Raw genomic sequence first — 24122 nt, forward strand, 5'->3', positions numbered from 1 at the left:
TCTTTCAGCCGTACGAATTCCGGCCGCCTTGTAGGCCGTTTGTATGTGTAACTCCCATACTTTGGCGATGGATGCCGACCCGTTTGGAGATAATTTTCCGAATTGGGTCTTGTGTCGCACCTCACTTACACCTCATCATTGTGCGGCATCCTCTCCACGACCAGGGAGCTCGCCATGAGTCGGTTCGGGCAGCGGTTGGCGCGGGTAATGACGGTGGGCGGTCTCGCGATCGCCTGCGTGATGACGGGAAGCGGCGCCGCACATGCCGCCGGGGCCGCCTATACGGCACTGGGAGATTCCTACAGCTCAGGGGTCGGTACGCGGTCGTACACGTACGACAACACCAGTTGCAAACGGTCGAATTACGCCTATCCCGTCCTGGACGCGCAGCGCCTCGGTCTGACGCTGACGTTCGCCGCCTGTTCGGGCGCGCGGGTCCCGGACGTGCTCAACCAGCTGGGCAGCCTGTCGGCCAGCACCGCCGACGTGACAGTGACCGTCGGTGGAAACGACGCCGGCTTTTCCAGTGTGATCACCCAATGCGCGAAGCCGTGGCCGTACACGTGCGGCGGCGACATCGACAAGGCGCAGACGTACATCCGCAACACGCTGCCGGGAGTGCTCGACGGTCTCTACACCAAGATCCACACGCTGGCCCCGAACGCGAAGGTCGTGGTGGTTGGCTACCCGCGACTTTTCAACGGCCAGCAGTGCAACGCGGGCGCCCGGATCAGCCCGGACGAAATGTCCCGGCTGAACGACACCAGCGACCTGCTCGCCGCCACAACCAGCGGTCGCGCCAGCGCCCACGGTTTCGGCTATGTCGATCCGCGGTCCGCTTTCACCGGCCACGAGATCTGTGACTCCGCCGAGTGGCTCAACGGCCTGTCGGACCCGATCACCGAGTCCTACCACCCCAACCGCGACGGCCAGGTCGGCTACGCCAACCTCGTCCAAACCGCCCTGACCACCTGATCAGAAAAGCCAGTGCGGCGCGAAACTGTCGTACCCCTCCGGCAGATTTGCCCCCACCCAGTGACGGGTGGGGGGTGGGTTTGAGGACCGATGTCTTTCGAAAATTTGGCCGTCGCCTCTGACCCACCCCCCGCCCCGTTCACTGGGTGGGGGTAAGAAAACAGGGTGGGTACGACAGTTTCGCGCCGCACCTGGTTTGTCGGAGTTGCTGGTGCCGTGGGGTAGGCACTGAGGTCCGGGTCGGGTTCGGCGAGTGACGCGGAAAGTAGTGCCACTCGCCGAGTGGCACTCACATTGTGTCTTTGGGCGTCGAGTGACGTGATTCCTGTGGCAAACGCCGCGCCAGCGAGCCCAGTCGCGGCGGCGAGCCGAGCCGCCGTGACGACTCTCGATAGTGAGGCTTAGCTGTGCAGGAGCAGCCAGAGGGCGAGATCTGCCTGCGGTTGGGCGGTCATCGGCTGGAAGTTGTCGCCGATCTGGGTCGCCGTCCGGCCGAGGGTGTGCCCAAGACCGGGATAGATCCTGACCACGTGGTCGCGGTGCAGGTTCCGGTTCAGGGTCGCCGCGCCCGAAGCCGGTACGTTCGCGTCGTTGCCGCCCTGCAGCACCAGGATCGGCATCCGCAGTTTCGGCGCGACCTGGCTGACATCGGGCAGCGCCTCGCCGGGCGCGTAAATGTGCAGGGGGCCGGTGACGAGCTTCGCGATCAGGCCCGGAATGGCAGGCAGCAGCTCGTTGTCGATGTCGATCCGGCCGTCGTGGTTGGGATCCAGTGCCGGGTCGATGCTGAAATCGCCGGTATAGGACTGCGGCGCGAGCAGTTGGATGATCTCCTTGGCGACCAGACCGCCGCTGCCGGCGGACGCCTTCTTCAGTTCGTCCGACCCGACGCCGCCGTTCACCGCGAATTGGCGAAGATACGGGACGCCGACCATTTCGTACTGCCACTGGAAAAGGCTCGGCCACGACTGGGTAACTGGTCCCTGGAACGCGATGCCAGTCAGCTCGGGATGTGCGGCCGCCAGTGCCGCGGCGACCGTGCTTCCCTCGCTCCAGCCGTAAAGGAAGACCCGATGCCGGTCGACGTGCGGATTGTTCTGCGCCGCGGTGAGTACGGTTCCGGCGTCCTTCAGCATGCCCTGCAGAGTGAGTTTGGTGTAGTAGCTCTGGTAATCGACCTGCGTCATGCTCGTCACGTAGTGCTTGTTATAGCGCATAACCGCGAATCCGCGGGCAGTCAGCGAATTCGCCAGGTCAAGGAAGATATGTGACAGCTGTTTGCCGTCCGGGCCGGGAATGTCGGCGTTCAGGTCTTCCGGGCTGGACCCGGGGATGAGTACGACCACCGGCGCGTTCTTTCGCCAGGTGGGATAGTCGAGCTCGGCTTTGGCGGTGAAGTCGCCGAAATCCAGGTTCAGGGATTGGTGGCCAACGGTTTTTGGTGCTGCCGCCCCGGATGCCGGGATCGTCGAGCAGGTGAAAGCGAGTGCCGCGACCGCCAGGCCAGCCAGTGCGCGAATGGCGTTTCGATTTCTCATGATTGGACCGTACGACCGCGGCCTTCGCCGCGCCCATGTCAAACGTCACGGGGTGGGCTGTGCCCGATGTCCGCCGGGTCGACCATCAGCCGTGCCAGCGTGGTGGTGAAACGTTCGGCGCTGACGCCGCCCGCGGCGGCGCCGAAGAAGTCGGTGGCGAGAAAATAGCCGACCATCGCATACATCATCACGGTCGCGGCGGCCTCGAGATCGTCCTTGACGGCCGGGGTACGGGACTGCACGAGCAGGTCGGCGACCCCAAGCTCGACGCCCCGCTCCACCATCGCGCCGCGGACCTTGGTGGACAGCTCGCTGGGATGTCCCCGCTCCCACATCAGGATGGCCATCATCGGCCGCAGGTCGGCCAGAAAGTCCAGGTCGCTCATCAACTGCGCGGCCAGTGGCGCGGCCGAGCGATCGTCGCCGCGCGGCAGGTCGGCGAGCTGCGGCAGGTTTTTCTTCACCCGCGCCATTTCCCGCTCGATCACAGCCAGCAGCAGCTCGTTCTTGTCTTTGAAATGGCGATAGAAGCTGCCGCTGCCCGAGGCCAGCCCGGCGGCCGCCTCGATCGCGGTCACCGGCGTGGCGGCGACCCCTCGCTCGCCGAACAGCCGGAGCGCGGCGTCGATGATCCGCTCACGTGTCCCGGCTGCCATTGGTACGACGTTACTCTTGCGTATCGCAAGACACCTCTTGCACACTGAGCACCCACCGCGGGCACCTGAGTCATTCGGAGGGGGAGGTGCCCGCGGCGGGCCGCGTAGGTCGTACGTTCGGGGCATGATCCCGAGCCCCACCCAGAACGTCTGGTACCTGTTCGGCTGGCTGCCGTTGCGCGCGTACGCGTTCTGCATCATCGCCGGCATCGTGGTCGCGGTCGTGCTGACCGACCGGCGGCTGCGGGCCCGCGGCGGCCCGCCCGGCGCGGTCACCGAGATCGCCCTGTGGGCGGTGCCGCTGGGCATCATCGGTGGCCGGATCTACCACGTCGTCACCGACCCCGAGCTGTATTTCGCCGCCGGCCAGAACCCGTGGAACGCGCTGGCGATCTGGAAGGGCGGCCTGGGCATCTGGGGCGCGGTGGTGCTCGGCGGTCTTGGCGCGTGGATCGCGTGCCGCCGCCTCGGGCTGTCGTTCGCGCTGGTCGCCGACGCGGTCGCCCCCGGGCTGGTCTTCGCGCAGGGCATCGGGCGGCTTGGCAACTGGTTCAACAACGAACTCTACGGTGGACCGACCAGCCTGCCGTGGGGCTTGGTCGTGCACCAACTGGACCCGGCCACCGGCCACGCCATCGGCACGCTGCCGGGCACGTACCACCCGACCTTCCTGTACGAGCTGCTGTGGGATGTCGGCGTCGGTTTCCTGGTCATCTGGGCCGACAAACGGTTCAAGCTCGGCCGTGGTCAGGCCTTCGCCCTGTACGTGATGGCGTACACCGTCGGCCGGTTCTGGGTCGAGGCACTGCGCACGGACCACGTCAACCACTTCCTCGGGATCCGGCTCAACGACTTCACCTCGGTGGTCGTCTTCGTCGCTGCTTTGGCTTATTTCCTCTGGAAACGGGAGCGACCAAAAGTCGTCGAAGAGGCCTAGCTCGGCGATGGGGCGAGGCCGGTGCAGGCGTGCAGCGCGTCGAACTTGTCGGTTATACGGGTCGCTTCGGAGCCGGTCGCCACTACCGGCTGGCCGGTGCTGGTGATGTGTGCCGGGGTGAACTGACCACCGGTCACCTTCTTGTCCTTGATCGTGACCTTCAGGACCCCGGTGTCGTTGCTGAGCGCGTTGTCCTGCCACCAGAGGAAGTTGCCGAGCCCGTACTCCACGAAGGTCTTGCCCATCCACCCGTCGCCAAGCAGCAGGTGGGCGTGCGTCTCGATGTACGCGTCAGCGCCGGCGTCGGACAGTTGTTTGGCGAGCGTTTTCTGCGCGGGCGTCGCGCACTGCTGGCCCTCGGTGCCGCCATGCACGTAGACGATCACCACGTCGGCCTCCTTGCGGGCGGCCTTGACGGCGGCGATCGTACGAGGCAGGTTCACGTACGCCGAAGCCTCGCCGGCCCGGGTGTCGGTGGCGGTCCAGACATCGGAGAGCTCGTGCAGCTGGCTGACCGCGATGAACGCGATCTTCGTGCCGCGTACGTTCACGATCCACGGCGCCCATGCCTCATCGGCGTTGTGTCCGATGCCGATCACCGGGTAGTTCCGCTTCCTGGACTCGGCGAGCGTCTGCGCGAGGCCGGTCTGCCCGTAGTCCAGCGCGTGGTTGTTCGCCATCACGGCGGCGTCGATGCCGGCCGCCTTGAGTGCGTCGAAGGCGGTGCCGGGCGTACGGAAGGCGAACTGCTTGGGCTGTGGCGTCCCGCCGGTCGTCACGGCCGTCTCCAGGTTGACCAGCGCGAGGTCGGTGGACTGGAACTGCGTCGCGATCGAGCCGAAGGCGGTGCTCGGGTCGTCGAGCAGTTTGGCCGTACGCCCAGTAAAATGGACATCTCCGGCGAAAGAGATCGTGATCGGGGCACCGGGGTCCGTCGACGGGCTCGCCGCGGCGGCGACCTTGGGGCTGACGGTCTGCTTGGGCGGTGACGCGGTGCCATTGGAACACGCTGCGAGCGTGAGGGCGGCGATAAGGACAGCCGCCAGCGTGCTCATTCTCGAGCGATGATCTAAGGCCATCTGGGCAGCGTACTGACCGTATCGGGCGGTCTGTCGCGGCGGCGTGCGGTGGCGGGTTACCGTCAGGTGTTACCAAGCGGTAGTGAGCGTGAGGGGTGGCATGGGCTCGTTCGACGGGAAAGTGGCCGTGGTGACCGGAGCCAGCCGGGGAATCGGGCTGGCGGTCGCGCAGGAACTGGTCGATAACGGGGCGAAGGTGTGTGTCACGGCGCGCTCGGCTGAGCCGCTCGCGGCCGCGGTGGACCAGTTGGGCGGTCCGGAGAACGCGATCGGCATCGCTGGCAAGGCGCACGACCCGGAGCACCAGGCCGAGGTGGTCGAGACGGTTATCAAGACGTTCGGCAGCCTCGACGTGCTGGTCAACAACACCGGCACCAACCCGGTCTTCGGCCGGATGGTCGACATCGAGCCGGCCGCGGTCGCCAAGATCTTCGAGGTCAACGTCTTCGCCGCGATGGCCTGGGCGAGCCGCGCGTACAAGGCATGGATGGCCGACAACGGCGGCTCGATCGTCAACATCGCCTCGCTCGGCGGGCTGCGGCCGGCGCCGGGCATCGGCACGTACGGCGCCAGCAAGGCCGCGTTGATCCACGTCACCCAGGAGCTGGCGCTGGAGCTGGCGCCTTCGGTACGGGTGAACGCCGTGGCGCCTGCGGTCGTCAAGACCAGGTTCGCCGAGAAGCTCTACGCGGCGGACGAGGCCGGCGTGGCCGCCGCGTACCCGTTGAAGCGGCTCGGAGAGTCGGAGGATGTGGCCGCCGCGGTCGCGTTCCTCGCCTCCGACCGGGCCGGCTGGATCACCGGACAGACCCTGGTCCTGGACGGCGGGATCACCCTGCGCGGCGGCGTCTGACATGCGCGTCCGCACTGTGCGTACGGACGACGGCGCCCGCCTGCACGTGGACATCACCGGCGACCCGGACGGCGCGGTCACGGTGGTTTTCGCGCACGGCTGGACGTTGCGCGCCCAGTCGTGGACGCCCGTACTCCGATCACTACGCTCGCTCGCCCATGACGAGGACGTCGGCGGCACCCGTTTCGTCCGGTACGACCAGCGCGGGCATGGCCAGTCCACCTGGGGAAACACCTCGCCGGTGACGGTCGACCGGCTCGGCGAGGACCTTTATGCGGTCCTGGAAGCGGTGGCGCCGACCGGGCCGGTGGTGCTCGCCGGAATGTCGATGGGTGGCATGACCGTGATGGCTCTGGCCGCCGCGCACCCCTCGTATATCCAGGAGCGGGTGACCGGCGTTGTGCTGGTGAGCACCGCCGCCGGCGGCCTGGCTGACCGGCACCCGCGGCGCGGCCGTTTCGCCCACCTAGCCCGAAACCTGCCGGCACCGCTGCTGGCGGTGGGTCAGCGATATCCGGGCGGCATCGACCGGGCTCGTCGTTTGCTGCCACCGAAATACCGGATACACCAGCGACAACTCCAGCGAGTCGGGTTCGGCCCGGCGGCGCCCGCCTCGGCCGTACGCGCCTGCGCCGAGATGATCCACGCGACGCCGGCTCGTACGATCGTGGATCTCTATCCGGCGTTATTGGCGTACGACAACCGATCCCAGCTGATCGCGCTCGCCGGTGCGCAAGTTGCCGTCGTGGTGGGCCGAAACGATGTGCTGACACCGGTCCGGCACAGCCGCGAGCTGGCCGACTCCATCCCGTCCGCGACCCTGCACGTCGAGCCGGACACCGGCCACATGCTGATGATGGAACGCCCACACGTGGTCGCCGCGCCAATCCGGAAAATGGTCTACGGGACGGTTAAAACGTAGTCTCGTCGGGCCCGCAGTTCGGGTTTCGTGCTACGAGTTCCCTCCCGGTGGGCGCCTTGAACGGCAGCGAGGTGACTTGGAGGCCGTCGAGGGTGGTAATGGCGCACGGAGGTACGCCATCCGCGATCAGACTCGGCGGCAGGTTGTCATCGCCGAGAAGCGTACGGAGAAGATCTACCGTCACGCCGCCGTGAGTGACCACGACGACCAGGCCCGGGATGTCCTGGACGCTCAAGACGAACGATCGAAGGCGTTCCCCGGCGGCTCGTGATGATTCGCCGACGCGCGGCCAATAGTCGCGATCGCGCGTCGACCTGTTCCAGTCCGAGAGAAAGTCGGACCTGGCCAGCAGTCCGTCCCAGTTCATCCGCTCACGCAAGGACTCGTCCTGACATATCGTCCGACCGGTTGCGGAGGCGAACGGACGTGCTGTCTCCAGCGCGCGTCGCAGGGGACTGCTGTAGAGATTGGTGATCCCGAGGCTGCGGAACTGCGCGGCGGCATTCGCCGCCTGACGATGACCATGTTCAGTCAGTCCCGGATCGCCGGCGGTCGACTGTTTTTCGGCATGCTGCACAAAATGAATGACCGTCATATCGGTGCATCATGCTGGCGTACGCCGTCGGTCGCACGCCATTTACGGCGACTCAGCTGCCGGACAGGTCCACGATGTCGGCGCCGTCGGCGGCCCGCTGCGCGGCCTCAGCGCCTCGCTGCGCGTCGCCCGCGCTGGCGTAACCTTCGCTGCCAGCCGCGACGACCGCGTTGTTGCCGGCCCGCAGCCGGAACCGGAACTTCCCGCCCTTGTCCACGAAGATCTCAAACGTCCCAGCCATGCTGCTCCTTCATCCGCCGGCAAGCTGCCGAGTGTGCGGACCAATACTGACGTACGGCCGGATTGGCCGCGCTGGCAGTCGCTACTGGATCCTGCTTGGACCCCGCCGACCTTGCCGCCGCGGTGCGATCGGAAAAAGTTCGGTACGTGCGTGCGACATCGTTGGATAGTCAAGTGACCGGCCGTATACCGTCGTGATCATGACCAAGGTGACAATGGTGACGGGTGGGACTCGGGGAATCGGGGCGGCGACGGCGCGCCGGTTGGTGGCGGCGGGGCACGTGGTGTGTGTCAGCTACCGGCAAGACGAGGAGTCGGCCGAGAATCTGGTACGGGAGCTGGCACCCGGGACGGTGTTGGTGGTCCAGGCCGACACTGGGTCCGAGGCGGACATCGATCGGCTTTTTGAGACGGCGACAGCAAAACTCGGGCCGATCACTGGGCTGGTCAACAATGCCGCGTATACCGGGCCGCTCGGCCCGTTCGCCGATTTTGACGGCGAGGTCTTCCGGCGGGTGGCTGAGGTCAACATTGTCGGCGTGCAGCTCTGTGCACAGCGGGCCGTACGGATCATGTCCACTGAACGTGGCGGCAGTGGCGGCGCCATCGTCAACTTGTCTTCCGGGGCCGCCACTTTAGGCAGTCCTGGCGAGTACGTGCATTATGCGGCAAGCAAAGCCGCAGTCGATGCCTTCACTATGGGGCTGTCCAAGGAAGTCGGCGGGCAGGGGATCCGGGTGAACGCGGTGGCGCCGGGCCTGGTGGCGACGACACTCCACGCGGAGGCCGGCGATCCGGGCCGGATCGAGCGGATGGCCCCGACGCTGCCGATCGGGCGCGCCGCCGATCCGGACGAGATCGCGGCGGCGATCTGCTGGCTGCTGTCGGACGAGGCCTCGTACACGACCGGCGCCATCCTGCGAGTCGCTGGCGGGCGGTAGGGATATCTCACACCCGCGGGTGCGCAAACGAACGCCGTTCTAGAATCGCGCCACGTACGTACAAGCGCCCCCTGAACCGAGAGGTGACACGACCCGATGGCCACACCTGAGCAGAGAGTCGCACTGGTGACCGGAGCCGCCCGCGGGATCGGCGCGGCGGTGGCTCGCCGGCTCGCGTCCGACGGCGCCGCGCTGGGCGTCCTGGACCTGGAGGAGTCGACCTGCGCGTCCACTGTGGACGCCATTACTTCGGCTGGCGGTAAGGCAATCGCGCTGGGCGCCGATGTGTCCAACGGCGAGCAGATCACCGCCGCGGTGGACCGGCTGGCCAAGGAGTTCGGCTCGGTCGACATCCTGGTCAACAACGCCGGCGTGACCCGCGACAACCTGCTTTTCAAGATGACCGAGCAGGACTGGGACACCGTGGTGGCGGTGCACCTGAAGGGCGCGTTCCTGGCCAGCAAGGCCGTCCAGAAGTACATGGTGGAGCGCAAGTACGGCAAGATCGTCAGCATGTCCAGTGTGTCCGCGCTGGGTAACCGCGGCCAAGCCAACTACTCCGCGGTCAAGGCGGGGCTGCAGGGCTTCACTCGTACGCTCGCCATCGAGCTCGGCCCGTTCGGCATCAACGTGAACGCGGTCGCGCCTGGTTTCATCGCGACCGACATGACCGACGACACCGCCCGCCGGGTCGGGGTGACGCCCGAGGAGCTGCAGAAGCAGGCCGCGTCGATCACGCCGGTACGCAGGGTCGGCCAGCCCGAGGACATCGCCAACACGATCGCCTTCCTCACCAGCGACGAGTCGTCGTTCATCACCGGCCAGATCATCTACGTCGACGGCGGCCGCAAACTCACCTGACCCCGGACTCTGTCCTCCTCGACGCGATGCGTGCGTCAGTCCTGGTTCCATCGAAGTATCCGCTACGGCGCGAAACTGTCGTACCCCCTGGTATAAATTGGCCCCCACCCAAATCGGGTGGGGGGTGGGTTTGAGGACGCGCGGAGACGAAAAATTTTTGCGTGTCTTGAGGTTTTTGGGGCTGTAGGTGCTGGAGTTCCTCGTCTCGCCTCGGCGGCCTCCCACGACGCGGGCCGCGAAGCCCATCGAGTGCGGGACAATGTCCTGCACTCGACGTCGAATGCAGGACATTATCCCGCAGTCGCCGACCAGAACCACACCAACCTCGCGCTAAGCACACATAGGCGGCCCAATCCGGCGCTCTCAGTAATCGAAGTTCGGCCTACTGGGTATCGAGGCTGGTGTGTACGGCGGCGAAGAGGATGTTGCAGCTGGCCGCCACCTCGGCGCGGGGCTGGGCGTAGCTGGATTCCAGCCATTCGCGGGCGATGTAGTGCATCGCGCCGATCAGGCCGTGTGCCACCAGGGCGGTGTTGACGCCCGTACGGTCGCCGATCGATTTCGCTGTCATGTCTTCAAAAGTGCTCATCGTCTTACGCCACAGTTGGTACGTCGTCGGGCTGATGTCGAAGACTTCCACGAGCATCACCCGGCCGATCCGCGGGTCCGACTCGATCTCGGCGAGAAACTGGTTCAGGCAGGCGAGCGCGTCGGTTGACGGGTCGTCGACGACGCTCATCGCCATCCGCATGAAGGAGTCCGCGCAACGCAGGTAGACGGCGTGGAACAGTGCCTCCATCGAGCCGAACCCCCGATAGAAATAGCGCTTGGTGAGGCCGGCCGCCGCGCAGACCGCGTCCACTGTGGCGGCGTGAAAGCCCTGCGTACCGAACACCTCCAGGCCCGCGTCGACGAACCGGGCGACCCGCTCGGCCTCGCGCCGCTGCGGGCTGAGGCCACCGTAAGAGCGGCCGTTCGGCTCCACCACTGTGCCCACCTGGGCAGTGTCGCACGGCATCGACGGGAACGATATTTGACACTGACTCGTGTCAGTTTCTAACGTCAGACATCGACGACCGTGAGTGGTGAAGGAGTGCCCGTGACCGAAGTGGCCGAGCAGGAGCTGGTACGACGATGACCGTCACCGAGCCTGCCGCCGAGTTGTTCTCCGACTCGTACTGGAAAAACCCGTATCCGACGTACGACTTCCTACGCGCCGAGCAGCCGGTGCACGAGGCCACACTGCCCGAGGGTGGCACGGCTTGGCTGGTCACCCGGTACGAGGACGTGAAGGCCGCGTTCCTGGACGCGCGGCTGTCCAAGGACTATCGCTGGACGCTTCCGGAGGAGATGCGGGCCGCCGCTCCGATCGCCAACGTCGGCGGCGGCGCGATGATGATCTTGACCGACCCGCCGGACCACACACGCCTGCGCAAACTGGTGGTCAAGGCCTTCACCGTACGACGGATCAACGGCCTGCGTCCAGGCGTGGAGGCAATCGCTGAGCGGCTGCTGGACGAGCTGTCGAGCCACGTCGTCGACGGTCGGGTCGACCTGCTCGACCACTACGCGGTGTCGCTGCCGGTCGAGGTCATCTGCGAGCTGCTGGGCGTACCGGCCGCCGACCGCCCGTCCTTCAGCGCGTGGTCGGCGACCATGGTCGACGAGAACCCCCAATCCGACAAGCACGAGGCCGGCGCGAACCTCGGGGCGTACTTGTCCGAGCTCATCGAGCGCAAGCGGGCCGAGCCGGACGGTGCCCTGCTGTCCGCCCTGATCGAGGTCTCGGACTCCGGCGACCGGCTGTCGCCCGGCGAGCTGGTGGCGATGGCGATGATGCTGCTCATCGCCGGTCACGAGACGACCGCGAACCTGATCGGCAACGGCATGCTCGGCCTGCTGACCCACCCTGAGCAGCGCGACCGCCTGCTGGCCGACCCGGCTCTGCTGCCGGCCGCCGTCGAGGAGTTCCTGCGCTGGGACTCGCCGGTGCACAACGCACCCATCCGGTTCGCGGCGGAGGACGTACGCATCGGCGATGCCGTCATCCCAGCCGGCGCGATGGTGATCCTGTCCACCGGCTCGGCGAACCGGGACAGTGACAAGTTCGCCGACCCGTCCCGGCTGGATCCGGACCGTGACACCAGCGGCCACCTGTCCTTCGGCCACGGCCTGCACTTCTGCCTCGGCGCGTCGCTCGCCCGGATGGAGGGCCAGGTCGCGATCGGCGCGCTGCTGCGCCGCTTCCCGGCCATCTCGTTGGCCGTACCGGCGCAGGACCTCCTGCACCGCCGCAGCACTCTCGTACACGGCCTCCGCGAACTCCCCGTCCACCTCTAACGCTCTGTCACCCTGAGGTTGCCGCATCGACGCGATGCGTGCGCTGGACGCACGTATCGCGTCGATGAGGCAGACCGAGGGTTACAGAGCGTGGAGGGCGGCGAGTACGGGGGCAGCCGCGCTCAGGTGGGCGGCGAGATCGCCGGAGGGGACGAGTACGACGGAGTCGGCGCCGGCTTCGGAGAGCTCATCCAAGCGGCCCACGCAGTCGTCGACCGTCCCTACGACAGCGAGCGCGCGCAACCACTCGACCGGGAGCGCGGCGGTGAACTCCGCCGCTGAGCTCGTCGACCCGCGCAGGGAGCGGAGTTCGTCCGCGAACGGCTGGCCGGCGAGGTGGGCGTCCGCGGCGGGACCGGCCAGCGCGGAGCCGACCTTCGGTCGGACGGTTTCCAGCGCGACTGCCGGGTCGGCGTCGGTGGCGAACAGCGAGTAGGCCACCAGCTGGTGGGCGCCGACCGCGGCGATCTGCGACAGCGCGGTGCGTACGTACGCCGGTGGCGTCGGTTCGGCGAGGATCGTGCCGTCCGCGGCCCGCCCGGCCACCGCCAGCGACTTAGGCCCGCGAACGCCGGCCAGCACCGGCGGCGCGATCTCCGGCGGATGTACCAGTCGTACGTCCCGCACATTCACATAAGGACCCGAAGTGCTGACGCCCGAGCCGGCCAACACCTGCCGGACCGTGGTCAGATGCTCTTCCAGCAGCCCCAACGGCGACGCTGGCCACGCGCCCACCTGGCGCATCCAGTCCGGCACGCCGTGCCCGATCCCAGCGATCAGCCGGCCCGGATAAAGCTCGGCAAGGGTGCCCAGCTCCATCGCGGTGAAGGCGGCGTTTCGGGCCGCGGCCGGCAGGATACCGATGCCGACGGCGATCCGCTCAGTCGCGGCGAGAGCGGCGCCACCTGCGGCGATGCCACCGCCGAAGAAGCAGTCCTCGACCACCCACAGCTCGCCGAACCCGGCCCGCTCGGCGTCCTGCGCGTACGCCGGCAGCTCCCGCGGCGAGACGCCACAGGGAAACATTGTTCCTATGGTCACCATGGTTCCGGGATCCCTTCGGTACGTCCACCGGTCTGCACCGTACGCAGCACTCGCGGCCCGATCTGCACGTCCGAGCCGATGTGTACAGGTGCGCAGTCGATGATGAGAGCCTCGTTGTTGATAAAAGTCCGCGCGCCCACCCACAGCAGCGAGCCGTACTCGATCCGCAGCGGCGCCCGGATGAGGGTGTCCTCTTGCTCGCCCATGATCGGCCATCCTCGCACAGCGGTGATCGGTCACAACGGACTCGCGGAAAACCGTCGGTGGGTGAGAATGAGGCGCCGGTCACCACAGCTGAGGAGTCGCCGATGTCGGAGCAGCCCGAGATCCTCTGGTCGCCCGACCCGGAGCGGGCCGCGGGCAGCAAGCTCGCCGCGTTCACCGCCTGGGTGCGGGACAACCGTGGCGTCGAGCTGGCGGATCCGCTCGGCGGGTATGCCGCGCTGCACGACTGGTCGGTCACCGACCTGGAGGGATTTTGGGGCGCTGCCGCCCAATTCTTCGACGTACGGTTTCACCGTGCGGCCCAGCGGGTGCTGGCGGACGACTCGATGCCCGGTGCGCGCTGGTTTCCAGGTGCGCGGCTCAACTACGCCGAGCATGCGCTGCGTGCGCTGCCGGGGCGTACGGACACCGATGTCGCGGTCGTTTTTCGGCGCGAGGACGGCCTTTCCGCCGAACTGACGGTCGCCGAGCTGCGGTCGCAGGTGGCGTCCGCGCGGGCCGGTTTGCAAGGGCTCGGCGTGCGAAAAGGTGACCGAGTGGTCGCGCTCGCGCCGAACTGTCCGCAGACGCTGGTCGCTTTCCTGGCCGCGGCCAGCCTCGGCGCGATCTGGTCGTCGTGTTCACCGGATTTCGGGCCGCGGGCGATTTTCGACCGGTTCGCGCAAATCGAGCCGGTTGTCCTGGTAGCCGTGAACGGCTACTGCTATAACGGCAAAACCTTCGACGTCACGCCGACGGTTCAGCGCCTGCGGGACGAGATTCCGAGTCTACGGAACACTGTTCTCATCGACTACGTCGAAGGATCCGCCGAGCTGGCCGGAACCTTGGATTGGCAACGATTCCTCGACGAGAATGCGGGCGCGAACCCGGCGTACGAGCCGGTCGACTTCGACCACCCGCTGTGGGTGCTCTATTCCTCCGGCACCACCGGCCTGCCCAAGGGAATCGTCCAGGGCCAGGGCGGAATTCTGTTGGAGCACTTGAAGATTCTGGGCCTGCACGGCGATCTGGGCCCCAGTCAGCGGTTTTTCTGGTTCACCACGACCGGCTGGATGATGTGGAACTTCCTCATCTCCGGCTTGCTGGTGGGTGCCACGATTGTGTTGTACGACGGAAATCCGGCCTACCCCGATCTCGGCGTGTTGTGGCGCCTGGCCGCCGAGCAGAAGATCGACTATTTCGGTACGTCCGCGCCTTTCATCCAGGCCTGTCTGAAAAAGGGGCTGCGGCCACGCGACGAGGTGGATCTGACCGGCATCCGGGTGCTCGGGTCCACCGGATCACCGCTGTCCACCGAGGGTTTCCGCTGGATCGCGGAGGCCGTCGGCGAGCACGTACAGATCTCCAGCACGTCCGGTGGGACGGACCTGTGCACGGCCTTTGTCGGCTCCGCGCCGACGGTTCCGGTGTGGATGGGGGAGATGTCGTGCGCGGCGCTGGGTGCGGCGGCATACGCGTACGACGAATCCGGCCAGCCCGTCATCGGCGAGGTCGGCGAGCTGGTGGTCACCCGACCGATGCCGTCGATGCCGGTGTCCTTTTGGAACGATCCAGACGGTTCCCGCCTGCGCGCCGCGTATTTTGAGATGTACCCGGGAAAATGGCGGCACGGTGACTGGTTCATGCTGACCGAGCGCGGTTCGTGCGTGATCTTCGGTCGCAGCGACTCGACGCTCAACCGTGGTGGCGTACGCATGGGGACCGCCGAGTTCTACCGGGTGGTGGAGGGCTTCGATGAGGTTCTTGACTCGTTGGTGATCGACACCACCGCGCTGGGACCGTCCACATCAGACGGTGAGCTGTGGTGCTTTCTGGTGTTGGCGCCGCACTCGGATCTTGAAGCGTTGAAGCCGAAACTGAAGGCCGCGCTGCGTACTGAGCTGTCACCGCGGCATGTCCCGGACCGGTATTTCGTGGTCGCCGACATCCCGCGGACGCTGAGCGGGAAGAAGTGTGAGGTGCCGGTGAAGAGGATTCTCGCCGGAGTGGCGCCAGAAAAAGCGGTCAGCCGGGATGCGCTGGGCAACCCGGCCGCGCTGGACACTTTCGTCAGCCTGGCGGCCACCCTCTGAGACAGACCTTCGCGAACTCGACGTTCCGCTGGTCGCCGGTGCAGGCAACGTCGAGTTCGCGAAAGCGAGGTCCCGGTGATCAGGCGGATAGTTGCTTTTCCCGACGAGCTCCGCTCAGCACCAGCAGGGTGACTCCGGCGAAAATCAGTGCCAGCGCGCCGAAACCGGTCATCGGAACGCCGTCCACCGCCTCCGTACGCAGTGCCAGCAGTCCGGTCAGGCCGATCGGCGCCACCGCGAACATTCCGGCGGCGCTCAGCGCGGTGCCGCCAATCGCGGCCAGTTGCGCGGCTGTCCCTGGTCGGGAGGCCGGCGCGATCGCGATCCGTTCGAACCGGCGGAAAATCGCGACCAGACCGACCAGCGCGAGACCGCAGGCGACCAGCCACACCGGCAGCGCGAGCGTCCACCAGGCGAGGCCGCCGGCGGCCGGCACCACGATGTCGGTGAGCAGCCGAGCGCCCTCGGCCAGGAAGGTCGCGGTCAGGTGCCAGCAGAAAACCGTCATGATGACGCCATTTCCGATGATCACACCGGTCCATATGCGACGGTTGCGCAGTACCCGGTTAACCGCCGGCCGGAGCAGCATCGCCAACCCGACGAGCCAGCATCCGTGGGACAGCAGGGCCAGGTCGGCCGGGTTGGTGTTCGCCGCGCCGCTGCCGCCGAAACTCACCATCGTGACCGGGTACGCGTGAGTGACAAGCGTCAGGATGACCGTCACCGCGAGCGCCCCGAAAGTCATCGACGCCAGGAAGCGTTTTCCAGCCGCTACCAAGGAACCATCGGCGTAGCAGAAGCCGAGCTGGTGGATCGTCAACCAGACCAGCAACTCGGTCAGCAGTCCCATTTCGTTGACACCGCTGGAGATCCGGAGAATGTCGACAGCGGCCACCGCGACGGCGAGGAAAACGACCACTCGCGCGCCGAACCGCCGGTGCAGTCGGTCCATCACCGGAGCCAGCAGCGAAACCGCGAGGTAGACCCCGATGAACCAGAGCGGACCGGTGACCGTCTCGGCGGCCAGCGCGTACGGGCCGTCCGCCCACCCGACGATTTCCAGCACGATGGACAGCACCGCATAGCAGCCCACCATCAGCACCACCGGCGGCAGCAGCCGCAACACCCGCGACCGAAGGAAATCCGCGGTCGTACCGCCGCGCCGACGCATCGATCGCAGCGTCACCGCGTGCGAGAACCCGCCGACGAAGAAGAACAGCGGCATGACCTGCCAGAGCCATGTCACCAGCTGCGCCGGTAAGGTCTTCGCGATCGCGACTCCGTTGTGTGCCAACAAAAGTGCCATGAACCAGTGGCCGATCACCACCGCACCAATCGAGAACACCCGAAGAAAGTCGACGTACCTGTCGCGGTCGTTCCCGGTGGCGGCGGCCAGCGCGGCCGCGCTCGGAACAGTCGTTGTTGTCATGTCTTCAGGCTGCCGGCCGGGCCGTCGGATTCCATGAGCACAACCGCGATGATCGTCTAGGTACAACTACTCGATGCCCGTACGGGCGGAGATGGGGACAAGCCAACGGCCGCGGCGGCTGATTTTGGCGATCGCGAAATATCATCCCCTGATGAGAGTGGTCAGATGGCTGGTCCTGTTTTTTCTTGTTCAGGGCGCGGGTTGCTGCGCGCTGTATTGGTTTGCCTCGCCGGAATCGGGCATTCCCACCAAGGACACGGCCAACCTGACGACCGTGATCGGCGGCGCGATGATGGTCATTTTCGTACTCTTCGTTCCGGTGGCCATCCTTACCGCGCGGCGCGGCGGAGTGACCAAGTCTGGGCTGCGCAAGCTCGCCGGCAGGTGGGGGCTCGCCATTCGGCAGAGCGAGGATCTTCCCGGCATCGAACTGTGCGGCCAGATCGACGGGATGCGGGTGTCGATTGCACCGGCGCTCTCCGGCGTCGGTGGCACCTTTGGCCTGGTACGGATGACATCCTCGACGGAGTCGTCGTTCCGGCTGGACGTGCGCCGATACCGTCCTGTTGCCGGGCCGGATGAGCCACCGGACAACTGGACGATGATCAGTACCGGCGACCGGCGCTTCGACGGTCGTTTCCGGGTCAAGGCCGGATCGCTCGCGGACGGCAGCGTGCTCCTGACCGACCACAGCCAGGCGTTGATCTCGGCGGCCAGATTCGGTGTCATGCGATTCGAGTACGGCCACCTGGAGGTGGCGACCAGAGCTCATAGCCGGCATGTTGGCGCACTGGAATCAGCTCTGAAACTGGCGAAAACGATGGCACCGATGATCGCCGCCAACGCTCCGGCGGGCGTCCCCGGTTTCGCCCAACCACCGGCCGGGGTGGTCCGCTCGTCGCTCTGGAACACCGAGTATGTGCCGGACGTCCGGACACCCGTCGACACATTCCAGTCATCGCACAGCATTAACTATGTACGTCAAGGCACCAAAAACGGTAGCTAGTGTCGGTCAGCCCGCGAGACGGAGAGTGATCAGCAGGGCGATCAGGGCGGCCAGGCCGGCCAACAGCATCGCGGTCCTCGGATTGCCGAAGTTGAGTGTCCATCCGATGCCGAAGCGGCGCGGAACCATCAGCGCATGGTCGTCGCGATTGACGTACAACAGGCCGCCCCGCCAGTATTTGTCGTCGTCCCGATGGGTCAGGCCGGTGTCCGGTTCACCGTCGTCCCGCTGGCGGCTGTTTCTGGCCAGGACCACGATAGCCACCGTGACGCCGGCCAGGATCGGGATGACGACCACCAGCGAGGCCCACCGGGTGACCGTCCCGGTCCACATCAGCAGGGACGACCCCAGCATTCCCACGTCGATCATCGCGGCCAGCCCGAGCAGCGCCTTGGCTCCCAGCGACATGTAGTGGCGATGCCAGCGTGCCGAACCAACCGGGCGCGCCGGGTCGATGTCCGGCCTGCTGCGGAAAAAGATGGCAGCCGCTATCCCCACCAGCAGCGCGGTCACGCCGATTTGCACGAACACCAGCGAGAACGCGGTGGCCACCGACTTGGCGGCCAACCGGTTGGGAACGCCGTTCGCGCTGTAGTGCACGGCGAGTATGGCGGGCATCGATGGATAGCTGAGCACGCCGATTACCGCCGTCGCGACGATGACGATCACCGCCGGCGTCAGCCACAGCCAGGGAAACCGTGGTGGATCCGTACGCAGTCCGGTGTCCACCGCGATGCCTTGCCGCAGGTCGTCGTACCAGCCCCCGGCGGCTTTGGCGGCTCGAATCTCGTGGTGGGCCAGCGAAAAGCAGCCGTACCAGACGCCGACGAGCATCAGCACCGACAAGGGCAGCAGCAATGTTTCGCCAGTTAGGCCGTAGATAGCCGCGCTGACCGCGGCGACGACGATCCCGCCGCCGAGGACTCGCCAGCGGTAGAGACGAGTCTGCCCAGCCACCGCTGGATCGTCGGCCCGCTGGGCCGGCACCCGGACCCCGAACGGCACGGTGCGGCTGGCGGCCGACGGCAGCACCAGAGCCATGACGAGCACCAGTGCTGACAACCCGCAGCTCAGGGCGACGGCGGCAATGGTCATGGCGTGTCCTTTGGCTGGTTGGCACCGAATGAATCGAGCATGGACCGACAGGTCGCGAGAACCTCTTCGGGTGGCAGTCCCTTGGCGGCTGCCTCGGCCAGCAGGGTCCGTGCCCGTGCGGTCCAATCCGCCCGAAACGGCGGGTCCGCGACCGTGAGGGTCACCACCGCACCGGTGCCGCGGTTGAGCCGGATCAGGCCCTGTTGGCGGAGCAGGTCGTACGCCTTGTTGACGGTGTGGAAGTTGATCCCGAAGTCCGCGGCGAGCGCCCTGGTGGCCGGCAACAGACTGCCCTCGGTCAGCACCCCTTCCGCGATCGCTTCCACGATGCGGTCCCTGAGCTGCTGATAAATCGGCGTGTCGCTGGTCAGGTCGACGTTGAGGATCACCGGCCACCTCCTTCCTGCTCTATAAGTTATAGAACAAGCAAGCGGCGATGGCAAACGTCTCCCCAGTGGCCGAGCCTTCAAAACACGGTGTGGCGGTTAGTCGTGGCGGCCGGTGATGGCGAGGCTGACGCCGAGGCCGATCATGGTGACTCCGCCGGCGCCACCGAGCATCGTGAGTCGTTTTGGTGAGCCGGACAACCACGTCCGGGCCGCGCCGGCGGCGAGTGCCCACGCCGAGTCGGCGGCTAGGCCGATGATGGCCGCGATCAGGCCTAATACCAGCATCTGCAGCCACGCCTGGCCGGCCGTACGATCCACGAACTGCGGCAGGATGGCGCCGAAGAGGATGAACGTTTTCGGGTTCGAGAAGCCGACCCACACGCCGGCCCGGAACGCCTGCCGATCCGTACGCCTGACCTGCTCGGCAGGCATCGCCGCGGCGTTGGCCAAGGCCCGTCGGTCGCGGATCGCGCGGATGCCGAGGAACACCAGGTAACCGGCGCCGACCAGCTTCACGGCGGTGAACACCAGATCCGACGCCTGGATCAGCGCACCCAAACCGAGCGCGACCGCTCCCACCACGACATAGACGCCGACCGCGTTGCCCAGCACCGTGACCAACGCCGTCCGCCGTCCGTACGACACGGCCCGGCTCACCACGAACAGCACGCTCGGCCCGGGCACGACGATGATCAGGAACGCCGTCGCCGCGAACCCGAGAACGAGACTCAGACTGGTCACCCCGTCGACGCTACCCGACGTTGTTCGCGGGGCCCTGGCTCAGCCCGAATTGCGGGGAATGCCGTTTTCGGCGTTTGATGTTGGCGCGGTTCGGACCAGGCCTGGGGGATACGGATGACCAAACGTACGTGGCGGCGCAACCTGCTGGCGATGACGCCGTTGACCTTGTTGCTGGTGGCGGCCGCGCTGGTGCCGGTGACGGCGGTGATGTTCCGGGACATCGTGGCGGGGGAGCTGGCCGGCCGGTACGCGTCGATGGTGAACAGGGCGGATTTGCTGCCAGAGTCCGATACCAAGCCCGCGGACGTGACTGGTCCGATGACGATCCTGATGTTGGGATCGGACAACTACGACGGGACGCGCGGCTATCAGGGCGTCACCGGGCAGCGCTCGGACTCGGTCATCCTGGTGCACGCCGACCGCGACTTCCAGCACGTTTCGGCGGTGTCGATCCAACGGGACTCGTACGTCTACGTACCAGCGGCCGGGCCGTGGCACGGCGGCAACACCAAGATCAACGCGGCACTGGCGTACGGCGGCGCCACGCTGTCGGTGCAGGTGGTGGAGAAGCAGTTCGGCATCCACATCGACCACGTGATGGTGATGAGCTTTCGCGGTCTGCACACGGCCACCGACGCGGTTGGTGGGGTGGACGTGACCATCGACAAGGCGGTCTACGACACCGCGATGCGGGTGCATTGGCCGGCCGGCGTCAACCACCTCGATGGCAAGGCGGCCGAGATGTACGTCCGGGACCGCTACGGCCTGCCGCAGGGTGACTTCGACCGGATGAAGCGGCATCAGCAGTTCCTGCACGCACTTATGACCAAGGGCATCCAGCTCGGTATGGCCGGCGATCTGAAGCGGCTCGACCAGGCTGTGTCCGACGTGGCCAAGGCGACCACCGTCGATCCGGGGATGCCGGTGCAGGCGCTGGCCGAGGCGATGGTGAAGCTCAGCCCGTCGGCCGTCACGTACGGCTCGATGTTCAACGACGGTGGCATGACGATCGACGGGCACTCATTCCAGCGGGTGGATCCAAAGTGGTCGCAGGCGCTGGGCACGGCGATCAAGTCGGACGACTTCGGCCCGTACTGGAAGATCTATCCGCCCAATACACCCACTCACGGCGCTTAAGTCCGATTGTCGCAGCGCCACCGATTTCCGCAGGTCACGGGACACCAGTTGTGACAATCGGATTCCGATTGTGCAGGTCTACCTAGGGTGCGGCGTGAAACTGTCGTACCGTTGTGAAATTTTGAGCCCCCGCCCTTTCAGAAGGGTGGGGGGTGGGTGGCGGGTTTTTATTACGTAAGTTGTCGCGCGCGCGAGATAAGCGCGCGTTCAGGCGGTGAGGCGGCGGCCTTTCCCGTCCTCACGCGGGCGCCCCGCGGACCGCGGCGACACCTTGCCGGGTGACACAAAATGGGTGTTGTTCGGCGAGTGACACCACAATGGCGCCACTGGGCGCCGAACGACGCACTTTTGTGTCACTCGGCGAAAGTCGCGCTGCCACTGGACAGGCACCGGATCATCGACTGCAGTACAAAATCCCGCACTCGACATCGACTGCGGGACATTGTGCCGCACTCGGCAGCAGCGTCGCGAACTTTGCTACGTAAGTAGGCGCGCGCGAGACAAGCGCGCGTTCAAACCGGCCAGATTTGCACCATCGGAATGTGCACGCCAGCGGGAGCGGACTGTCGGTGGTGGTGGCACTATCGGCGGTGTGTACGCGGAACGTACGTCCCGGCTGCCCGGAGCGGCTATCTGGAAGCGGATCGATGCTGTTGACCAGACGGCTGAGCATCGGGTGCTGCCGGACGGTTGCCTGGACCTGATCTGGATCGACGGCGAGCTGGTGGTTGCTGGCCCGGACACCGTCGCGCACCTGAGTCCGGCGGCGCCCGGCCGGCAGTTCACCGGCATCCGGTTCCGGCCCGGGCTCGGCCCGGCGGTGCTTGGCCTACCGGCGTACGAGCTGCTGGACCGGCGAGTGCCGCTGGCCGACATCTGGCCGGCCGCTCGCGCCCGCAGACTCAGCGGGCTGGCGTTCGCCGACCGCGGCCAGCTGCTGGAACGGATCGCCGAGGAGTCGCTCGCCGGCCACGAGCCGGATCCGATAGCCCGCGCGATCGCCGCCCAGTTGCGTGCCGGCCGCCCGGTGGCGTCCATCGCCGCGGCCGCCGAGCTCAGCGAACGCCAGCTGCTGCGGCGCTGCCGGCACGCGTTCGGCTACGGCCCGAAGACGCTGACCCGCATCCTGCGCTTCGGCCGCGCGCTGGCCGCGGCTCGCGCCGGCACCCCCTTCGCCACGGTCGCCTTCGAAACCGGCTACTCCGACCAGCCCCACCTGGCCCGCGACGTCAAATCCCTCGCCGGCGTTCCGCTCGGCAGTCTCGTGTGACGCGAAGGGTTACGAGGTCTTCTTGGCGGAGGTGACCTGGAAGAGGATGCCCTGCATGCAGTGACTCATCAGGCCCTTCGGGCGATAGCCCTGAACGATCACCTTGGTGTTCGGCCGCAGGACTGCCTTGTCGCCGCCCAGCAGCTCGTACGAGCCGTCCGACGCCTTCAGGATCAGGCAGGACGGCTCCACGCCGTTGGTCACCGTGCCCTCGTGCGTCTCCAGCTGCTGGATCGGGGTCGGTGGCGTCGTACGCCCCGGCGGTCGGCGGCCCGGCTGGCCGGGCTGGTTGGACTGACTCGGTCCGGGGCTGGGCGTGCCGGTCGACGGTCCGCCGGACGGGCTGGTCACCGTGCCTGGGCTGACCGACGGGCTTGGATTGACCAGCGGGTGCGTCGGGCCGCAGCCCGCCACCAGTCCGGCGGCGAGCCCGCTCGCCAGCACAACCCCGGCGAGCCTGTACCTGTGGCGCTGTCCCATGTCCGTACTCATACCGCTTCGACGCGTCCGCGGGCCGAGCGGTTCCCGGCTCAGCCGGACAGGTTCGCGAAAAGGTCGATTCCGTAGCCGTCCGGGTCGAGCAGGCTCGCATAACGCATGCCCCAGAACGCGTCCCACGGCTTGCGCTCACCCACGGCTCCCGCCGCGACCAAGGTGTCGTACGAGTTGTCGACCTCGGCCGGCGAGTCGCACTCGAAGGCGAGCCCGATCCCGGACTCCTTCGGTCGGTGGTAGCCGGGTGTGAACGACTCGACGGTCGCCACGGTGTCCCAGGCGACCTTCAGGCCGCCAGCCAACTCGTACTCGACATGCGGTTCACCATCCGCCTTCGCCGGCAGGTCGAACCCGAGCCGCCGATAGAACGCCAGGCTCGTCGCCATGTCCTGGACGACGATCCCCACAACCCGAAACTTTGGTGTCATGCCGGCAACCGTACGAGCCGACCTGGCCGCCGGTCTTGAAGAAATCAGACGCCCTCAGATCGTGTAGTCGAGGTCCAGGGTGTGGCCGCCGTCGGCGGCGACGGTGATCTGCGCGGAACCGCTGATGCCGGTGAGGTCGCCGGTGCCGGAGTTCGCCAGCACGGTCAGGCTGAAGAAGCCCTTGTCCGGGTCGTCGCCGACCCTCGCCGCGTTGTGGTGCAGCATGAACGTCCCCTTCCGGCCCTGCAGGTCGGCGGTGACGATCTCGAACCCGGCATAGCCGGGGGAGTCCTCGGTGCCGGCACCGAACAGCAGTCGCGTCACGCTCGTACCGGTCAGCTCGCCGGAATACGTCTTCGTGACGGCGGCCTGGCCGATCGAGCCGCCGGCCTGCTCGACCACCGACTCCTGGTCCCAGCTGTCCAACGTGAAGGCGGCGGTCGCGTGCTTGCTCATGTGGGGCTCCCTCATTCGGTGAGACCCCAGCATGTCGTCCGTACCTGTCAGATCCTGTCAGGTACGCGGTGGAGATCAGTCAGCGATGGCCATCTGGACGGCGCTTCGGGTGGCGACGATCGGCTTGACCCGCGTTTCGACGACCCGTACATGCTCAGGGTGGTCCAAATACGCCCGAACGCCCTCTTCGTCGGCCAGCACCGCGACCACCGCGAAGTCCGCGTTGCCGTCTCGCAGCCGCAGGTCCGCGCCGAAATGGTACGAGCGCAGCGCCGGGATCAGCGACGGCAGCGTGCCGAGCTCCTTCGCGAGCGCCCGGACCTGCTCTGGAGTCGTGTCCGGCCGGAACGTGAAGGTCACCGCGTGCATGATCATGGGCGCTCCGGTCTCGACAGATG

At 66.8% G+C, this 24122-nt stretch carries 27 protein-coding genes; 11 read left to right on the plus strand and 16 right to left on the minus strand.

Going from position 1 to position 24122, the window contains the following annotated elements; all coding sequences use genetic code 11:
- Positions 1 to 174 precede the first annotated feature (174 nt).
- Positions 175 to 975, plus strand: coding sequence for an SGNH/GDSL hydrolase family protein (locus tag ABD301_RS22575; protein WP_344312389.1), 801 nt, complete (start codon positions 175 to 177; stop codon positions 973 to 975).
- Positions 976 to 1376: 401 nt separating this feature from the next.
- Here the strand turns inward: ABD301_RS22575 and ABD301_RS22580 are convergent, their stop codons facing one another.
- Together ABD301_RS22580 and ABD301_RS22585 are read right to left on the minus strand one after the other, a co-directional pair.
- On the minus strand, positions 1377 to 2513 hold the full coding sequence (locus tag ABD301_RS22580) for an alpha/beta hydrolase family protein (RefSeq protein ID WP_344312391.1): 1137 nt from the start codon (positions 2511 to 2513) through the stop codon (positions 1377 to 1379).
- 38 nt (positions 2514 to 2551) lie between these two features.
- Complete coding sequence (locus tag ABD301_RS22585; RefSeq protein ID WP_163568006.1) at positions 2552 to 3169, minus strand: TetR/AcrR family transcriptional regulator; 618 nt, start codon at positions 3167 to 3169, stop codon at positions 2552 to 2554.
- A gap of 124 nt (positions 3170 to 3293) precedes the next feature.
- Between ABD301_RS22585 and lgt the strand changes: the two genes are divergently transcribed.
- The gene (lgt, locus tag ABD301_RS22590; protein ID WP_344312392.1) at positions 3294 to 4106 is read left to right on the plus strand and encodes a prolipoprotein diacylglyceryl transferase; all 813 of its coding nucleotides are present in this window, start codon (positions 3294 to 3296) and stop codon (positions 4104 to 4106) included.
- On the opposite strand, the gene ABD301_RS22595 is transcribed toward lgt, so the two are convergent.
- Positions 4103 to 5161: a CapA family protein gene (locus ABD301_RS22595; protein ID WP_163568005.1), complete on the minus strand. Its 1059-nt coding sequence runs from the start codon at positions 5159 to 5161 to the stop codon at positions 4103 to 4105. The two genes, lgt and ABD301_RS22595, sit on opposite strands and share 4 nt — an antisense overlap.
- Positions 5162 to 5285: 124 nt before the next feature.
- Here ABD301_RS22595 and ABD301_RS22600 point away from each other — a divergent pair, with 124 nt between their 5' ends.
- Entirely contained in the window at positions 5286 to 6038 is a 753-nt protein-coding gene (locus ABD301_RS22600; RefSeq protein ID WP_163568054.1) for an SDR family oxidoreductase, read from the plus strand.
- A 1-nt stretch (position 6039) separates the two neighbouring features.
- Positions 6040 to 6960 (plus strand): alpha/beta fold hydrolase, encoded by a 921-nt coding sequence (locus ABD301_RS22605; RefSeq protein ID WP_344312393.1) that lies wholly within the window; start codon positions 6040 to 6042, stop codon positions 6958 to 6960.
- Here the strand turns inward: ABD301_RS22605 and ABD301_RS22610 are convergent.
- The gene (locus tag ABD301_RS22610) at positions 6950 to 7555 is read right to left on the minus strand and encodes a histidine phosphatase family protein (RefSeq protein WP_344312394.1); all 606 of its coding nucleotides are present in this window, start codon (positions 7553 to 7555) and stop codon (positions 6950 to 6952) included. The genes ABD301_RS22605 and ABD301_RS22610 overlap by 11 nt on opposite strands.
- Positions 7556 to 7607: 52 nt before the next feature.
- Entirely contained in the window at positions 7608 to 7796 is a 189-nt protein-coding gene (locus ABD301_RS22615; protein WP_163568002.1) for a YegP family protein, read from the minus strand.
- A 199-nt stretch (positions 7797 to 7995) separates the two neighbouring features.
- On the opposite strand from ABD301_RS22615, the gene ABD301_RS22620 reads away from it, so the two are divergent.
- Both ABD301_RS22620 and ABD301_RS22625 read left to right on the plus strand, forming a co-directional pair.
- Positions 7996 to 8736 carry an SDR family oxidoreductase gene (locus tag ABD301_RS22620; protein WP_344312395.1) on the plus strand — a complete coding sequence of 247 codons (741 nt, stop codon included), beginning with the start codon at positions 7996 to 7998 and terminating at the stop codon, positions 8734 to 8736.
- A 96-nt stretch (positions 8737 to 8832) separates the two neighbouring features.
- On the plus strand, positions 8833 to 9597 hold the full coding sequence (locus ABD301_RS22625; RefSeq protein ID WP_163568000.1) for a beta-ketoacyl-ACP reductase: 765 nt from the start codon (positions 8833 to 8835) through the stop codon (positions 9595 to 9597).
- A gap of 382 nt (positions 9598 to 9979) precedes the next feature.
- Here ABD301_RS22625 and ABD301_RS22630 read toward each other — a convergent pair whose 3' ends face one another.
- Positions 9980 to 10615 (minus strand): TetR/AcrR family transcriptional regulator, encoded by a 636-nt coding sequence (locus ABD301_RS22630; RefSeq protein WP_344312399.1) that lies wholly within the window; start codon positions 10613 to 10615, stop codon positions 9980 to 9982.
- A gap of 116 nt (positions 10616 to 10731) precedes the next feature.
- Here ABD301_RS22630 and ABD301_RS22635 point away from each other — a divergent pair, with 116 nt between their 5' ends.
- Positions 10732 to 11937 carry a cytochrome P450 family protein gene (locus ABD301_RS22635; RefSeq protein WP_344312400.1) on the plus strand — a complete coding sequence of 402 codons (1206 nt, stop codon included), beginning with the start codon at positions 10732 to 10734 and terminating at the stop codon, positions 11935 to 11937.
- An 81-nt stretch (positions 11938 to 12018) separates the two neighbouring features.
- Here the strand turns inward: ABD301_RS22635 and ABD301_RS22640 are convergent, their stop codons facing one another.
- Both ABD301_RS22640 and ABD301_RS22645 read right to left on the minus strand, forming a co-directional pair.
- Positions 12019 to 12963, minus strand: coding sequence for an LLM class flavin-dependent oxidoreductase (locus ABD301_RS22640; RefSeq protein ID WP_163567996.1), 945 nt, complete (start codon positions 12961 to 12963; stop codon positions 12019 to 12021).
- A gap of 11 nt (positions 12964 to 12974) precedes the next feature.
- Positions 12975 to 13187 carry an LbetaH domain-containing protein gene (locus ABD301_RS22645; protein ID WP_163567995.1) on the minus strand — a complete coding sequence of 71 codons (213 nt, stop codon included), beginning with the start codon at positions 13185 to 13187 and terminating at the stop codon, positions 12975 to 12977.
- A 102-nt stretch (positions 13188 to 13289) separates the two neighbouring features.
- Here ABD301_RS22645 and ABD301_RS22650 point away from each other — a divergent pair, with 102 nt between their 5' ends.
- Positions 13290 to 15278 carry an acetoacetate--CoA ligase gene (locus ABD301_RS22650; protein WP_344312405.1) on the plus strand — a complete coding sequence of 663 codons (1989 nt, stop codon included), beginning with the start codon at positions 13290 to 13292 and terminating at the stop codon, positions 15276 to 15278.
- A gap of 79 nt (positions 15279 to 15357) precedes the next feature.
- Here ABD301_RS22650 and ABD301_RS22655 read toward each other — a convergent pair whose 3' ends face one another.
- Complete coding sequence (locus ABD301_RS22655) at positions 15358 to 16707, minus strand: acyltransferase family protein (protein ID WP_344312406.1); 1350 nt, start codon at positions 16705 to 16707, stop codon at positions 15358 to 15360.
- Between the two features lie 151 nt (positions 16708 to 16858).
- Between ABD301_RS22655 and ABD301_RS22660 the strand changes: the two genes are divergently transcribed.
- Positions 16859 to 17713: a hypothetical protein gene (locus ABD301_RS22660; RefSeq protein WP_344312407.1), complete on the plus strand. Its 855-nt coding sequence runs from the start codon at positions 16859 to 16861 to the stop codon at positions 17711 to 17713.
- 6 nt (positions 17714 to 17719) lie between these two features.
- Here ABD301_RS22660 and ABD301_RS22665 read toward each other — a convergent pair whose 3' ends face one another.
- The 3 genes from ABD301_RS22665 to ABD301_RS22675 all read right to left on the minus strand — a co-directional run bounded on the left by ABD301_RS22665 (position 17720) and on the right by ABD301_RS22675 (position 19938).
- Complete coding sequence (locus tag ABD301_RS22665) at positions 17720 to 18808, minus strand: DUF1648 domain-containing protein (protein ID WP_344312409.1); 1089 nt, start codon at positions 18806 to 18808, stop codon at positions 17720 to 17722.
- Positions 18805 to 19197 carry a GntR family transcriptional regulator gene (locus ABD301_RS22670; RefSeq protein ID WP_163567987.1) on the minus strand — a complete coding sequence of 131 codons (393 nt, stop codon included), beginning with the start codon at positions 19195 to 19197 and terminating at the stop codon, positions 18805 to 18807. Before ABD301_RS22670 ends, ABD301_RS22665 begins: the two co-directional genes overlap by 4 nt.
- 96 nt (positions 19198 to 19293) lie before the next feature.
- Positions 19294 to 19938, minus strand: coding sequence for a LysE family translocator (locus tag ABD301_RS22675; protein WP_163567986.1), 645 nt, complete (start codon positions 19936 to 19938; stop codon positions 19294 to 19296).
- A gap of 114 nt (positions 19939 to 20052) precedes the next feature.
- On the opposite strand from ABD301_RS22675, the gene ABD301_RS22680 reads away from it, so the two are divergent.
- Positions 20053 to 21075 carry an LCP family protein gene (locus ABD301_RS22680; protein ID WP_344312412.1) on the plus strand — a complete coding sequence of 341 codons (1023 nt, stop codon included), beginning with the start codon at positions 20053 to 20055 and terminating at the stop codon, positions 21073 to 21075.
- 592 nt (positions 21076 to 21667) lie between these two features.
- Positions 21668 to 22345, plus strand: a complete 678-nt coding sequence (locus tag ABD301_RS22685; protein ID WP_344312413.1) for a helix-turn-helix domain-containing protein — start codon at positions 21668 to 21670, stop codon at positions 22343 to 22345.
- A 9-nt stretch (positions 22346 to 22354) separates the two neighbouring features.
- Here ABD301_RS22685 and ABD301_RS22690 read toward each other — a convergent pair whose 3' ends face one another.
- From ABD301_RS22690 to ABD301_RS22705, 4 genes are all read right to left on the minus strand, one after another.
- Complete coding sequence (locus ABD301_RS22690) at positions 22355 to 22789, minus strand: hypothetical protein (protein WP_163567984.1); 435 nt, start codon at positions 22787 to 22789, stop codon at positions 22355 to 22357.
- Between the two features lie 86 nt (positions 22790 to 22875).
- A complete protein-coding gene (locus ABD301_RS22695; protein ID WP_163567983.1) occupies positions 22876 to 23268 on the minus strand; it encodes a VOC family protein in 393 nt (130 codons plus the stop codon).
- Positions 23269 to 23322: 54 nt separating this feature from the next.
- On the minus strand, positions 23323 to 23724 hold the full coding sequence (locus ABD301_RS22700) for a DUF3224 domain-containing protein (protein WP_163567982.1): 402 nt from the start codon (positions 23722 to 23724) through the stop codon (positions 23323 to 23325).
- 75 nt (positions 23725 to 23799) lie between these two features.
- On the minus strand, positions 23800 to 24099 hold the full coding sequence (locus tag ABD301_RS22705; protein WP_344312415.1) for a Dabb family protein: 300 nt from the start codon (positions 24097 to 24099) through the stop codon (positions 23800 to 23802).
- Positions 24100 to 24122 lie beyond the last annotated feature (23 nt).

Source organism: Fodinicola feengrottensis (assembly GCF_039530045.1).
GTDB classification, from domain to species: Bacteria; Actinomycetota; Actinomycetes; order Mycobacteriales; family HKI-0501; genus Fodinicola; species Fodinicola feengrottensis.

What these genes read in the sequence shown, in the direction of transcription:
- ABD301_RS22650 (WP_344312405.1), top strand. Translation starts at nt 13,290, where the DNA reads ATGTCGGAGCAGCCCGAGATCCTCTGGTCGCCCGACCCGGAGCGGGCC.
- ABD301_RS22630 (WP_344312399.1), bottom strand. Translation starts at nt 10,615, where the DNA reads ATGCCGTGCGACACTGCCCAGGTGGGCACAGTGGTGGAGCCGAACGGC.
- ABD301_RS22625 (WP_163568000.1), top strand. Translation starts at nt 8,833, where the DNA reads ATGGCCACACCTGAGCAGAGAGTCGCACTGGTGACCGGAGCCGCCCGC.
- ABD301_RS22680 (WP_344312412.1), top strand. Translation starts at nt 20,053, where the DNA reads ATGACCAAACGTACGTGGCGGCGCAACCTGCTGGCGATGACGCCGTTG.
- ABD301_RS22615 (WP_163568002.1), bottom strand. Translation starts at nt 7,796, where the DNA reads ATGGCTGGGACGTTTGAGATCTTCGTGGACAAGGGCGGGAAGTTCCGG.
- ABD301_RS22665 (WP_344312409.1), bottom strand. Translation starts at nt 18,808, where the DNA reads ATGACCATTGCCGCCGTCGCCCTGAGCTGCGGGTTGTCAGCACTGGTG.
- ABD301_RS22700 (WP_163567982.1), bottom strand. Translation starts at nt 23,724, where the DNA reads ATGAGCAAGCACGCGACCGCCGCCTTCACGTTGGACAGCTGGGACCAG.
- ABD301_RS22695 (WP_163567983.1), bottom strand. Translation starts at nt 23,268, where the DNA reads ATGACACCAAAGTTTCGGGTTGTGGGGATCGTCGTCCAGGACATGGCG.
- ABD301_RS22610 (WP_344312394.1), bottom strand. Translation starts at nt 7,555, where the DNA reads ATGACGGTCATTCATTTTGTGCAGCATGCCGAAAAACAGTCGACCGCC.
- ABD301_RS22660 (WP_344312407.1), top strand. Translation starts at nt 16,859, where the DNA reads ATGAGAGTGGTCAGATGGCTGGTCCTGTTTTTTCTTGTTCAGGGCGCG.
- ABD301_RS22605 (WP_344312393.1), top strand. Translation starts at nt 6,040, where the DNA reads ATGCGCGTCCGCACTGTGCGTACGGACGACGGCGCCCGCCTGCACGTG.
- ABD301_RS22640 (WP_163567996.1), bottom strand. Translation starts at nt 12,963, where the DNA reads ATGTTTCCCTGTGGCGTCTCGCCGCGGGAGCTGCCGGCGTACGCGCAG.
- ABD301_RS22580 (WP_344312391.1), bottom strand. Translation starts at nt 2,513, where the DNA reads ATGAGAAATCGAAACGCCATTCGCGCACTGGCTGGCCTGGCGGTCGCG.
- ABD301_RS22635 (WP_344312400.1), top strand. Translation starts at nt 10,732, where the DNA reads ATGACCGTCACCGAGCCTGCCGCCGAGTTGTTCTCCGACTCGTACTGG.
- ABD301_RS22600 (WP_163568054.1), top strand. Translation starts at nt 5,286, where the DNA reads ATGGGCTCGTTCGACGGGAAAGTGGCCGTGGTGACCGGAGCCAGCCGG.
- ABD301_RS22620 (WP_344312395.1), top strand. Translation starts at nt 7,996, where the DNA reads ATGACCAAGGTGACAATGGTGACGGGTGGGACTCGGGGAATCGGGGCG.
- ABD301_RS22595 (WP_163568005.1), bottom strand. Translation starts at nt 5,161, where the DNA reads ATGAGCACGCTGGCGGCTGTCCTTATCGCCGCCCTCACGCTCGCAGCG.
- ABD301_RS22585 (WP_163568006.1), bottom strand. Translation starts at nt 3,169, where the DNA reads ATGGCAGCCGGGACACGTGAGCGGATCATCGACGCCGCGCTCCGGCTG.
- ABD301_RS22645 (WP_163567995.1), bottom strand. Translation starts at nt 13,187, where the DNA reads ATGGGCGAGCAAGAGGACACCCTCATCCGGGCGCCGCTGCGGATCGAG.
- ABD301_RS22655 (WP_344312406.1), bottom strand. Translation starts at nt 16,707, where the DNA reads ATGACAACAACGACTGTTCCGAGCGCGGCCGCGCTGGCCGCCGCCACC.
- ABD301_RS22575 (WP_344312389.1), top strand. Translation starts at nt 175, where the DNA reads ATGAGTCGGTTCGGGCAGCGGTTGGCGCGGGTAATGACGGTGGGCGGT.
- ABD301_RS22705 (WP_344312415.1), bottom strand. Translation starts at nt 24,099, where the DNA reads ATGATCATGCACGCGGTGACCTTCACGTTCCGGCCGGACACGACTCCA.
- lgt (WP_344312392.1), top strand. Translation starts at nt 3,294, where the DNA reads ATGATCCCGAGCCCCACCCAGAACGTCTGGTACCTGTTCGGCTGGCTG.